The 12,574-nt window shown below is 39.5% G+C and carries 9 protein-coding genes; 3 read left to right on the plus strand and 6 right to left on the minus strand.

Annotated features, from left to right (window positions below; genetic code table 11):
- On the plus strand, window positions 1-2,231 hold a 2,231-nt coding region (locus GCCT14_RS02165), incomplete at its 5' end, for a class I tRNA ligase family protein (protein WP_108624044.1).
- On the opposite strand, the gene lepB is transcribed toward GCCT14_RS02165, so the two are convergent.
- The 6 genes from lepB to GCCT14_RS02195 form a co-directional block, all read right to left on the minus strand.
- Window positions 2,150-3,919: a signal peptidase I gene (gene lepB / locus GCCT14_RS02170; RefSeq protein ID WP_192875478.1), complete on the minus strand. Its 1,770-nt coding sequence runs from the start codon at window positions 3,917-3,919 to the stop codon at window positions 2,150-2,152. The genes GCCT14_RS02165 and lepB overlap by 82 nt on opposite strands.
- Before the next feature lie 145 nt (window positions 3,920-4,064).
- A complete protein-coding gene (locus GCCT14_RS02175) occupies window positions 4,065-5,150 on the minus strand; it encodes a cation:proton antiporter domain-containing protein (protein ID WP_108624046.1) in 1,086 nt (361 codons plus the stop codon).
- A gap of 215 nt (window positions 5,151-5,365) precedes the next feature.
- A complete protein-coding gene (locus GCCT14_RS02180; RefSeq protein ID WP_157952490.1) occupies window positions 5,366-6,007 on the minus strand; it encodes an Rnf-Nqr domain containing protein in 642 nt (213 codons plus the stop codon).
- Window positions 6,008-6,017: 10 nt separating this feature from the next.
- Entirely contained in the window at window positions 6,018-6,662 is a 645-nt protein-coding gene (locus tag GCCT14_RS02185; RefSeq protein WP_108624048.1) for an Rnf-Nqr domain containing protein, read from the minus strand.
- The gene (gene nqrC, locus GCCT14_RS02190) at window positions 6,659-7,483 is read right to left on the minus strand and encodes an NADH:ubiquinone reductase (Na(+)-transporting) subunit C (RefSeq protein WP_108624049.1); all 825 of its coding nucleotides are present in this window, start codon (window positions 7,481-7,483) and stop codon (window positions 6,659-6,661) included. The genes GCCT14_RS02185 and nqrC overlap by 4 nt, the downstream gene beginning before the upstream one ends.
- The gene (locus GCCT14_RS02195; protein ID WP_157952491.1) at window positions 7,465-8,919 is read right to left on the minus strand and encodes an RnfABCDGE type electron transport complex subunit D; all 1,455 of its coding nucleotides are present in this window, start codon (window positions 8,917-8,919) and stop codon (window positions 7,465-7,467) included. Before GCCT14_RS02195 ends, nqrC begins: the two co-directional genes overlap by 19 nt.
- A gap of 146 nt (window positions 8,920-9,065) precedes the next feature.
- Here GCCT14_RS02195 and GCCT14_RS02200 point away from each other — a divergent pair, with 146 nt between their 5' ends.
- Together GCCT14_RS02200 and dnaE are read left to right on the plus strand one after the other, a co-directional pair.
- Window positions 9,066-10,391 (plus strand): MFS transporter, encoded by a 1,326-nt coding sequence (locus GCCT14_RS02200; protein ID WP_108624051.1) that lies wholly within the window; start codon window positions 9,066-9,068, stop codon window positions 10,389-10,391.
- Window positions 10,388-12,574, plus strand: a 2,187-nt coding sequence (gene dnaE, locus GCCT14_RS02205; protein WP_157952492.1) for a DNA polymerase III subunit alpha, incomplete at its 3' end; no start/stop codon positions are given. The genes GCCT14_RS02200 and dnaE, both read left to right, overlap by 4 nt.

The following is a 12,574-nucleotide window of genomic DNA, read 5'->3' on the forward strand; positions in this document are numbered from 1 at the left end:
TGACTTCTTCTTCTGTATCAGATGAAGAAGGAACAGGAATAGTGCATGCCGCACCTGGATTTGGTGAAGAAGATTTTCTAACTTGTCAGAAAAATGGCATTGAACCCGTTTGTCCAGTATCAGAGGCAGGTCTATTCACAAATGAGATTCCAGATTTTGCAGGTCGCCATGTCTTTGATATAGAGGATGATGTTAGGCAACATTTGTTAGAGAAAAAGATCCTATTCAAAGAGTTTCCAATTATACATCGCTATCCACATTGCTGGAGGTCAGATACACCTTTAATATACCGTCTTTCAGAAAGTTGGTTCTTGTCAGTTGAACCGTTTCGAAATGAGCTTCTAAAGGCTAATGAACAAATTAATTGGTTTCCTGAGCATATTAAGAAAGGAAGATTTGGGAATTGGTTGTCTCAAGCTCGTGACTGGGCAATTAGTAGAAATAGGGTGTGGGGGAATCCATTGCCTGTTTGGCGTTCCGATGATGGAGAAATTCGTGTCATGGGTAGCCGATCTGATCTTTTTAAATATGCTGGTAATCTTCCAGACGATCTTCATCGTGATAAATTGGACGAAATTTCGTTTGTTGACCAAGGTAAAACATTCAGAAGAATAGACGCTGTATTTGACTGTTGGTTTGAGTCTGGTTCTGTTCCATTCGCTCAAAGTCACTATCCATTTCGTGATATCGCTTTAGAAGAGATCTTTCCAGCTGATTTCATCGCTGAGGGGATCGATCAGACACGAGGATGGTTTTATACGCTTCACGTTTTGAGTGTTCTTCTAACCGATCGATCAGCGTTTCGTAATGTAATTGTAAACGGGATCATCCTTTCGGAAGACGGTAATAAAATGTCGAAGAGACTGAAAAATTACCCTGATCCAGAAGAACTCATTCGCAAGCATGGGGCAGATTCGTTGAGGCTCTATCTTCTTAGAAGTGTGGCTGTAAAATCAGAAAGTTTGTGTTTCTCGGAAGACGGAGTTGCATCGATTTCTCGTCGAGTGGTGGTTCCATTTCGCAATGCACTACTATTTTTCATACAACACAAAGGTGAATACACTGTGTTTTCTAGAATTGTTGACTCTCAGCATATTCTCGATCGATGGATTCTTTCTCGTTTTGCGTTGCTTTTAAATAGTGTTAGTAGCGGGTTAGATAAGTATGACCTTTTTTCAGCTACAGATCGAATTCCAGAATTCGTTGATGATTTGAATAATTGGTACATCCGACTTTCAAGATTGAGATTCAAAAAAGATTCTGGATCATCTTCTTTGGGGGTTTTGCGAACAGTTTTGTTGCAGTTCGCTCGCTTGATGGCTCCTATAATGCCTTTCCTTTCAGAAGCGATCAATTTCTTTGTTAGTGAGGGAGAAGGGTATTGTTCTGTGCATTTGACTTCATTTCCAGTTCCAATGGAAAGAGATCCTGATCTAGAAAGACGAATGGAGTTTATTCGTGAGGTAGTTCAAAGTGGTCATAGCTTAAGAAAAAAGATCAAGATTCGTGTTAGACAGCCTCTAAAGGCTGTTATTTTAGAAACAGCTAATGAGGCTGCTTTATTAAGTGAATATATCGAATTGATTAAGTCTGAGTTAAATGTCAAAGAAGTGATAGTGGTTGCCCCTGGGAAGTTGAGTTTTTACGTTGTTAAACCTAACTTTAAGCTTTTAGGCAAGCGACTAGGTTCAACTGTCAAGTTAGTTAAGCCAATTTTAGAGAATCTTCCAGCAGAAGAGATTGCTCTACTACAGAGCAACGGAGAGATCTCATTGAAAGTGAAAGGAGATGTGATATCAGTTAACAGAGACGAAGTTTCTCTTGAGCAAAGAGCCTTTGAAGGAAACGAGGTTCAATCAGGTGTAGATTTTTCTATCGCATTTGAAACTAATTTAACTGACGATTTATTGAGAGAAGGTGTTGTGAGAGAGTGTGTCAGCAAAATTAATTTAGCAAGAAAAAAACACGGGCTCTCACAAGGAGAGCCTGCTCGTGCTCTTGTATTCGCAAATAAATTTGCCCGTGAATCTTTAGAAAGCGAAAGGGAGTTTTTACAACAGTCTTGTTTTTTGGAAGATATCGTTTGGGTGAATCAAGAACAAGTTTTTGATCCAATAGATGCGCTTGAAGGCGACTCTTATTTCATGCTTCAACTAGAACATTCATCTCCTTCAAATGCTTCAAGCCAAGGTTTATCTTCTAGTAATCTCTTCCCTAAACGCACTACATAAAAAACTCTTAGCATATAAATAGCCAGTATAACCATCCAAAGTGATAGTCCATACATGTTAGGTGTAATTTGAGAGAGCGACAGCCTTTGACCAAAAATTGATGACTGAGGCCAAAAAAAGAAAAGTAATGATCCTTGGATGTTTTTCTCTGGAACAAACCCAAAATCTCTACTGTCACTGCTCCCAACGTGATTATCCCCTAATAGGATCAGGTGCCCTTCAGGAACTTCTAGTCCGTGTTCTTCCATGAATGGTATATCAAGTTCACCGGACGGCAGTAGTGGAGATTTTTGCGGAAGAAATGGAATGTAACCTTTCCTCTCCTCAGATCGCTTTTTTTCATTTTCTAGAAAGAGGGTAAGGTTTGGCTCTCCGTTAAACAGAACGGGTTTCCCCATAACGTAAAGATCGCCATATCTGAAGTATGCAAATCGAAGTGGAATTCTCTCAGATTGATCCGTCTCCCAGTGAACTCCTTTTCGGAACATATGTAGAAATCTTTCTTCAGAGTGGTAAAGGGGATGATATTTTTCTAAAGCAGAGAGGTTTCCAAATAATCCAACCTTAAAACATTTCCCTTCAAAAAAGTCATAAGTGCCATCTGGAATATCTTTAAAAAGCGTAGTTTCTCTGCTTTCTGCGTTATACTTTTTGACATGTTGATTCTCTACAACAAAACGGGATGTATATAGAGCCTGTTTGATGCGTATAAGTTGAGCTTCTGTCAGATCAATTGATGTCTTGTAGACAAAAAATGGACTAAAGGTGTCATGAACTCGAAAAGGCCCAATATGTGGAGTTGGATGGTGATGTAAGTCTAGCCTCCAGGTTGTGTCTTTCGATCCAAATGTATTAGTTTTACGAAGGTTAACCATTGCAATACGATCCATCCCCCATGGGAATTGATCACCTGGTCCGATGCAGTTCAGCTTACCCCTCGCCGACCTATCGTGATTTGCTTCCCACCAAGGTTGATTAAAGTATCGTATCTCAACGTCATCACTTCGTGCGGTTCGTCTTTTCACTCTTCCGCCCCAGTGAATCATAGGAAGATATTCGTGCGGGCATGTTTCAGGAAGAAGAGTTTGATTTTTTCCATTTTTATCTAGAACATAAACCCTTCCAGAATCGAAAAAAACTCGATCTCCTCCTTTCGCCATCAACCTTTTGACAAAACGTTTTTTCATTTTTAAGAATCCAAGAAAAAACATGTCTGGATCTGGAACATCTAGGTTTTCGCAAGAAAATGAGACGATATCTCCTCTTCGTAGTTTTTTAGGATCGAACATCAAATAGGAAAAAGAGTACGGGTTGTTAATTCCGAAAGCAGTCTTTGAAACAAGAAGATGATCCTTTTCCTTGATAGTGGGTCTCATTGACCCCGTGGGGACGCGGTATGTTTCCAATAAAAGTGTACGAAACAGAAAAACGCCAACCAAAGTAAGCAGAATAGAAGCGATTTTACTAGGAGCCGTTCGAATATAAAATGAAACGTGTGAACGCTCAGCTTTTTTCAGCTGTATAGCAACTTCTTGCGTTTCGAATGTGTGACCTTCTTTATTTGTAGAGATCCGATGTGCTAGCCTCGAACAGGCAAGCGAAAGACTATGCGCTGTTTCTTTGGAAACTTTATCAGGAATTCTCTTTTTCCAGAATTTCAACCAGGCTGATGCCTGAGATAAGTACATGTAGGCCTCTCCGAAGGATCGATAGAGGCGATACGTTTCAAGCAAGTAAAACAACATAGGCAAAGCTTAATCCCTAGTCCTCACAAGTGAGAAATCGATGCAGGATATATCTGAACTCTTTAGGAATACGATTTTGACTAAGAAACTATGCATTTTTCTCTTTCTTAGAAAGCTTACAAACAATTTGAGTAAAAAATCCAGTTAGTAAAAGATTCAAAGTCAGGGATAGAACTGCTACTGCTGCCGGAGCTCCCTTGATACCGGCTTTTGAAGCAAGAATTAATATTCCGGCTCCGACTTCTCCTCGTGGTAGCATAGATACTGCTAGACCCATTCTTTGAGACCAAGGCGCTTCATCTGAGTAAAACAGCGCTGACACCAATTTCCCCAAGTTCGCCATTTGCGTAACAATCAGTGTGTAAATAATAATCTTCCAAAAGTTCCCCTGATGAAAGAGAAGATGTAACATCGGTGGCATTGATGCGCCCACAAGGAGCATGAATGAGCTCTTTGCTGTGTTGTCAATCCATTCGTGTTTTGCATTGTTTTCGTCGTGTTTTTCCTTTATCAGAGCTCCTAGTGTGAAAGCTGGTACCAGGACATCTAGCTCCACACCGTTCTTGAACAGTATGTGGCATATACACGTGATCAAAATCGCATAGCAAACCTTGAACGGGTTCGAATGAGGAAAATGCAATCGATTACTTGCTTTCCAAACCAGCGCAAATAGACTTAGGATAATAGAAGCTGTTAAGAAGAAAAGCGGGGAAAACCCGAAGTTTAGCAATCGTATCGGGATCAAGAGCACAAGGGTGTAGAGATCATCAAGGATCGCTAGAAGTTTTGCTTTTTTAAACACCCAAGTTTTAGAAAGGCCCCCGGCTTCTAACATAGAAAAAAGGATACCTGCAGACGTAGGAGCTGCAAAACAACCCAAAAGAATACAGCTTTTCCACCACATTTTCTCTGAGCGAGGAAAGGCAAAAAAGAAAAATAGGGAACAGAAAGCCCATGGTAAAACAGATCCCAATATCGCTAAGATGTGGTCCCGTTTTGTATTTTTTTTAGGAAGATTGAATTCGATTCCTACCCCAATCATTATGTACGCGAGGCAGAAAGAGGCAAGCTCGTGGATTGTCTCTCGAATCGAGTTCATTTCTGGGTCTATCAATGTTTGTGCAAATACAAAACCAAACATTAACAAAGAAGAGTAGACCATTATCAGTAACATAGATGGAAACCTTTTCTCTCGTTTTCGTTAGAGGCGAAGATTCGCGATAACTTAAGACTATCGATCAAGTTTCAGTAGTCGTATTCTAACACCTGCTAATTGATCATTTTGTAGAGGAGTTCCTTCTCAGACCTACAAACAGCCTTATACCTTAGGTTACTATGATCGTTATTAGTTTGTTGCTTTGAGTTGTGATTTTTTTATTCTTTCCTAATTTAGCTTGAGAGATCTAGGCCAGAAAAAGCTGCAAAGGACATTGAAGTCAGTCCCATCATTACGAACAATATGGGAGTTCCTTTAGCCTGAGGAATAGGGGAAGAGATGCGCGCCCTTTGGCGGAGGCCTGCTAACAGAAGGACAGCTAGCCACCAACCGCATCCCGCTCCCATTTGGTATGATAAGTGCTCTGAAATGGTATGGTTTTCCTCAAGGCTGTTTGTGCAGGCGGCAAGAATCGCGCAATTTACTGCAAGCAACCTCATATAGACGCCTATAGAGCTGCTTAACCTTGGCGCTATAGCCTCCAATAGAATGACTAGCACTTGTACGCTTCCGCACGTCAAAGAGATCAATACAAGAAAATTTATGTAGCTCATGTCCATAGTTTTTGCCTCTTCAATGGGGATCCAGGACAAAGCTCCCTTGCGTATGAAATTATTATAGATAACCCAATTAAGAGAATTACTTACTGTCATAATAAGAAAAACGGAGAAACCAACTGCGTTTGCCTTTTTTAGTGAATCCGAACAAGCCAGACAGGTGCATACACCTAAAAATTTTGCCAAGATGTAATTGTTCAACAGGGCTGCTCTAAAAAATAGGAGTATAAGGGAATGACTTGACGTAGTGTCTTGCATGCTTGTTCCTCTATGAATCTCTATTTGCAAACATCATAACCGTTGCCAATACGAAAAACGCACCAGCAGGATGCAGAAGAGCTCCAATATTTTGTATTCGGCTGGGGTGTGTGATGGTTGCATACCAAGTTTCTGGCAGAATGGGATGATTGAGGACAGATCCATTTCCAAATAATTCTCTAATAAAAGCAACTATCAAAAGTGTTGATCCGTACTGTATGCCAGCGCGCAATCCGTCCCACATAGAGGAAAGAGGCGGGTGATACATTGCGTATGACTCACATCGTCCAAGAAGAATACAATTGGTAACAATTAAATTTATGTAGATGGAAAGTCGCTTATATTTTTCGTATAAGAATGCTTTCAAAATTTGCTCGGTTAATAGGCAAAATGTGCAAATAATCACCATTTGTAAGACTAATCTCATAGAATCTGGGATATGTTTGCGAAGAAGCGATACGCAACCAACTGACATAGATGCGATGAAACAGAGGCCTAGAGTCATTATCCAGGCATTTTCTAGCTTGTTGGTTACTCCAAGTGCTGAGCAAATTCCTAGGTGTGAAACAAAAATTTGATGATCTGCAAATAAAAATTTTTTGATTCTATATAGAAATTTTTCCCTAAAGAAAGTTTTATGACTTTGATTGCTCATCTTGATGCATCCTTTTGTTTCATTAAAAAAGTTCGATAAGCTTCCAAAGTAGTCTGATAGGCTTGTGTAACTCCAATACCAGTTAGAGTTGCACCTGATACGCCATCCACAGAGGAATATTTTTTAGTGGATGTGGAAAGTTGATTTTCGACCCCACCTTGAACTACATAGAGTCCTAAAGGGGAATGCTCTCCTCCTTTTACAAGAAAAATTTTTTTTCCGATGAGGCGGCTTTGCCATTTAGGGTCTGAAATGAATGACCCTAACCCCGGTGTTTCTTGATGTTTGTGCCAGGTGACTCCTCTAACAGTATTACAATCTTCTTCCAAGCATAGATATCCTTCCATTGGACCCCAAAGACCTTTACCTCGGACTGGAATAATGAAAGCTTCTGGTTGTCGGGAATTTTTTTCTGGAGGAGGAAGAAGAAGGTATATTAATTTTTTTGGGAGAGAATGAAACCCAATTCTTTCCCCAAGTTCGAGGTACTCTTTTTCTTGAAGACCTGATTCTTGAAATGTACGTAGATTACCTTCTTCATCTACTAGTCTAGTTAGGATTCTGGATTGAATAATGTTTAAAATTTCTTTTTCAGTAGTTGGCTTATTGGAATTGTCACCTATTAAACTTCCTTCACGGTCAATTATGCGAGCGGCAATCAATAGCTCTTTGTTTTTGTCGAATTCTATAGAACGATCTTGAATCGGTTTAAGAAGTAGTGCTGTGAAAGATAGTAGAAGAGAGCTTCCAACACATATAATTCCGGTTAATATGAATGTTTTTTTTATTTCTAAAGAATTATTTATTGATTCTTTATCCATTCGCTTCTCCTACTACGGTAACGTTTAATTAGGAGTCGCAGCTCGAGTGCAATTATATCTAGAATTGGGGCAAAGACATTTCCTATTAGTATTGCAAACATAACTCCTTCTTTAAACGCGCTACTTTTCAAACGAACCAAAATAATCAAGAACCCAATCAACCCTCCGTAAATTATTTTCGCGAATCGATCACAAGGGGCAGAGACCGGATCTGTTGCAAAAAAAATTGATCCGAACGCAAGGCTTCCTGTCATCAGATGAACTTGTAGTGGGATGACATATTTCGCGTACATATCAGTGCCTTGTTGGATAGAAGCAATCCATTTGAAGATTAAGAAAGATAGGCATGCACTAATCCAAATCGAAACCATAATTAACCCTGAAGCAATTTGGTTCCAAAGGAGAATAAAGGCACCGATTAAAGGGCCTATGAGGCCTACTTCACCACAGCAACCTGGTCTTGCGCCTATCAAAAGGGATAGAGTTGTGTATGGTGGCTCTCCTAAGTAAAGTTTTGCCATATGAATGGTATGGATGAATCGTTCTTTATCCAATCCAAGGCCGAAATTTGTTGGATGTGACGTGAGGAATGATTCAAGTTCCACAATTGACAATTGATCAAATGACTTAGAAATTTTGTTTAGCCTTGACCATCGATTAAAAATATTCTTCCAAGTTCCTGACGGTGTAATCAAATCTGGTCGAATATAATACGCGATAGCTTCAAGGTGATCTTTCAGTACTTCTTTTGTGAGTGCTAGTTGGCCCAGAGGAGAAGCTCCAGAGATTGCATCACTGACCGTATCACTGTTTTGAAGCGCATCCATTGATAATATTGATGCTTGGACTGATCGAACAGTTGGCGCGATCCAGACGTTTCCACAAAAATTTCCTGGAAAAGAAAGAACCAAAAAGCAACGAGCAACAAGTGCCGGATTGAACATGTTCATCCCGGTGCCGCCGAAAATCTCCTTTCCAAATATTGTTCCGAAAATGATACCTACGGCCACCATCCAAATAGGAATAGTTGGAGGCATCGCTAGTGCAAAAAGCAGGCCAGTTACGATCCACCAGTTAGATTTAGCCCTCTTTCTCCAATTAGAGAAAATTCGATCAGTAATAAAAGAAAAAAGACAAGATGTGAAAATAATTGGAACAAGGCAACTGACTCCAGCTGAAACAATCCTCATTGCCCTTGGCATTTGAAAGCAGAATTTCATGTAACCTGTCAGGCTCAGAGTAGAATTATAAAACTCCCTCAGGACATTCAGGTCTTTTTCTGCGAAAACAAAAGAATATACTCCAACTGCCCATGTCCCAAAAAGTGTAGGAGGAATCAAAGAGATTAACAGGAGACGAATCCAATGATCCAAGTTGTGAACATTGCATACGAAAGGTAATTTTTGTGGAGAAGAATTTGCCTCTTCATTGCCCATATGTTGAAGCCTTACGCCGCATGGCACGTATGCATTTTTATTAGTTTTATGGATAAGAATTCAGAAGTTTCATTGTTAGGCTCGATAAAGGAAGATTGTATTAAGCTCAATGCATAAATTTCGTTTGAGTCTCGGAGAATAATTGAATGTTTTGGATATTTAAATCTGTATCAGATCGATCGGATTCTATCGAGGTATCCAAGGAGCAACGAAGCTCCTATCTTGCTTGGAGGGTGCGTATTTTTTTTTCCCTTTATTTTGGTTACGTTCTTTTTTCTTTTGCCCGTTGTGGTTTTGCGTTTGCCGCGCCTCTTATGAGAGATCAACTCCATTTACAGGCTTCAGATCTAGGATTGATCGCGACTTCTTGGTCATTGCTTTACGGATTAGGAAAATTTATAAATGGCATTTTGAGTGATAGATCTAATCCTCGTTACTTTATGGCTTTTGGACTGCTTGTTACAGGAATTTGTAATTTTTGCTTCGGCGTGTCTTCATCTTTTTATTTATATATTTTATTTTGGGGATTGAATGGGTGGTTTCAGGGGACAGGTTGGCCAAATTGTGCAAGATGCCTGACAAATTGGTTCCCTCCAAAAGAAAAGGGTCGTTGGTGGGGGTTGTTGAGTACATCGCATAATATTGCTGGTGCTATTGTTCCAATTATCTATACCGCAATCGGATCTCTAATTGGGTGGAGGGCGATTTTTTTTGTCCCTGCTATCGTTTCATTTTTTGGGGCTTTTTGGTTAGTTCATCATTTGCGTGAACATCCTTCTTCAGTTGGCCTTCCGTCTCTGCTCAGCCTTTACCCACATGATGTTTCTTCTCCCAAAGAAAGTGATAAAGGTATTGTTCGTCATCTATTTCGTGAGGTAATTTCTAGCGGTAAAATCTGGTTGCTCGGTTGTTCTTACTGTTTCATTTATTCATTACGAATAGGATTACATGATTGGTTGACATTTTTTTTTATCGATCAAAAACAATATAATTATTTTCGTGCTGGTTCGTGTGTTCTCTGGTTTGAACTTGGAGGTGCGCTTGGTGGAGTGTTGGTAGGTTGGATATCTGATGTTTTGTTTTCTGGGAAAAGGGTGCCTACAACTCTTTTGTTCATGTTTTTTTTTATGCTCGTTTTAGTGTTTTTGTTTTTGGGCGGGGTGACAAATTACTTTTTGAATAGTCTAATATTATTTTTTTTAGGCGTATCATTGTTCGGCCCTCAGATGTTGGTTGGTCTTATTGCAACTGAAATATCGCCCAGCAATCTTTCAGGTGCTGCAAATGGATTTGTTAGTATTTTTGCACAGATTGGATCTGCATTCGCAGGGTATCCTTTTGGTTTAATTTTATCTCAAAGCAACTGGGTTCTTTTTTTTGGGGCTTTGTTTGGATGCTCTTTAATGTCAGTATTTTGTCTTTCCCCAATTCTTTTTGTTGAGTTTGCTGGTAAAGAGGAGAATCAAAAATGAGGCCTTGGGTGCCGCTAAGCCTACATTCTCAATATTCCATTTTGCGAGCTACTTCTTCAATAAACCAACTTGTTGAAAAGGCTGTCTCTTATGGATTAGATTCAATTGCCCTCACTGATCAAGGTAACCTTTGTGGAAGTTTTGACTTCGTTCAACGATGTCAATTGTCCAATATTAAGCCTATTGTAGGATTAGAAGGATACTTGGCTCCTAAATCAAGATTTGTGAAGCAGAAACTTGTGGAAGAACCAAATTATTATTCATGTACGCTTTTTGTTTCAGACGAGATTGGATTTCGTAATCTTTCAGCATTGACTTCATTAAGCCATTTGGAAGGCTTTTACTACGTTCCTAGGATGGATAGGGAATCTCTTGAGAAATATCATGAAGGTCTAATTGTAATGATTGGAGCTCCAGGGAGTCGTCTTGCTAGATTTATTTTAGAGTCTTCTTTCGATAAACAATTTGAAGAGTTGGAATGGTGGATTAATGTTTTTGGACGTGAATCAGTATTCATTCAAATTCAAAACTTAACTATTCAAAACATTAGTGAGACTCAAAATTTTTTTGAGGAAACTTGGGTTGAGGATCTTTATCAAAAGAGGATGAGTGAGCAGATTTGTTTGAATAATAGACTTGCTGAACTTTCGTCTAAGTACTCTCTTGACTTGGTCGCGTCGAACCCTTGTTATTATCTAGATAGAGAGGATTGGAAAGCTCATTCAGTTCTGATTAATATTGGATCTGGGGAACCTATTTTTTTGGATGATGGAAGAAGAAAAAATCCAAAACGTCTCGTTTATCCGTCAAATGAGTACTACTTCAAATCGCCTCAAGAAATGCATGATCTTTTCATTGATTATCCAGATGCTATTTCTAATACAAAAAAACTCGCAGAGAGGTGTAATTTTTCTTTTGATTGCGAGACGAAACATTATCCTATTTTCTTTCCTCCAGATGTAAGTTTTGATATCTCCGCTAAGGACCGAGAGGAATCTTGTAAGCAATACTTGAAGTTGAGAACTCATGAAGCAGTTTCACAACGTTATACTGGTAGAACCTTAGAAAGGCTTCGTGAAAAATTTCCTAATCGGGATCTTGATAAGTTGATTCGTTCATCATTAGATTACGAATTAGAAGTCGTTATTTCTAGGGGATTGACAGAGTATCTTCTCATTGTTGCTGATTTTGTTTCTTGGGCAAAAAAAGAAGGGATTCCTGTTGGGCCAGGTCGTGGTTCAGGTGCTGGGTCAATTGTTTGCTATTTGCTTGGAATTACCAACATAGATCCATTAAGTTTTAATCTTCTATTTGAGAGGTTTATAAATCCGGAAAGGCCCTCATTCCCAGATATTGACGTAGATATTTGCATGCATAGGAGAGGAGAGGTCATTCGCTATATGATCGATCGGTATGGTGCTGATCGAGTTGCTCATATCATTACATTTGGTCGCATGAAGGCAAAAATGGTGATCAAAGACGTGGCGAGAGTTTTGGCGATTCCGTTATCTCAAGTCAACGCTCTTATGAGGCATATACCTGACGATCTACAAATGACCTTGGAGAATATCTTGCTACATTCCGAAGTCATAAAGATGCGCATGAAGGAGGATCCTCGTATATCTGATCTATTCTCGATCGCACGTCGGCTTGAAGGATCAATTCGTAATATGGGCGTTCATGCAGCTGGAATTATTGTCTCTGGCAATCCCTTAGTTGAAAATATACCACTGTGTAAGCCGAAAGGTGCAGATCTACCTGTTTCTCAGTTTTCAATGCAACCCATAGAGAAATTAGGAATGCTCAAGATGGACTTCTTGGGCCTTAAGACATTGTCATGCATCCAAGATGCTGTAAAGAATATTCATAAACAATTGAACGTTTCACTTGATTGGGAGGATTTGCCTCTCGATGATACGCGTACATTTTCCATGTTAAATCAAGGTAAGACATTTGGAATCTTCCAAATGGAGTCTGCTGGCATGCAAGAGTTATCGCAGAATCTACATTTGGATTGTTTTGAAGAAATTATCGCTGTACTTGCCCTGTATCGTCCTGGGCCTATGCAGATGATACCGTCTTTTATAGAAAGAAAACATGGTCGAGAGAGCATAGAGTTTGATCATCCAGATTTAAAGCCAATTCTCCAAGAAACCTACGGAATTGTCGTTTATCAGGAACAA

The organism is Candidatus Similichlamydia epinepheli (genome assembly GCF_003056015.1).

Excerpts from the sequence above, each read along its gene's own strand:
- GCCT14_RS02180 (WP_157952490.1), bottom strand. The coding sequence starts at position 6,007 with ATGCAAGACACTACGTCAAGTCATTCCCTTATACTCCTATTTTTTAGA.
- GCCT14_RS02175 (WP_108624046.1), bottom strand. The coding sequence starts at position 5,150 with ATGTTACTGATAATGGTCTACTCTTCTTTGTTAATGTTTGGTTTTGTA.
- GCCT14_RS02185 (WP_108624048.1), bottom strand. The coding sequence starts at position 6,662 with ATGAGCAATCAAAGTCATAAAACTTTCTTTAGGGAAAAATTTCTATAT.
- GCCT14_RS02200 (WP_108624051.1), top strand. The coding sequence starts at position 9,066 with ATGTTTTGGATATTTAAATCTGTATCAGATCGATCGGATTCTATCGAG.
- GCCT14_RS02195 (WP_157952491.1), bottom strand. The coding sequence starts at position 8,919 with ATGGGCAATGAAGAGGCAAATTCTTCTCCACAAAAATTACCTTTCGTA.
- lepB (WP_192875478.1), bottom strand. The coding sequence starts at position 3,919 with ATGTACTTATCTCAGGCATCAGCCTGGTTGAAATTCTGGAAAAAGAGA.
- nqrC (WP_108624049.1), bottom strand. The coding sequence starts at position 7,483 with ATGGATAAAGAATCAATAAATAATTCTTTAGAAATAAAAAAAACATTC.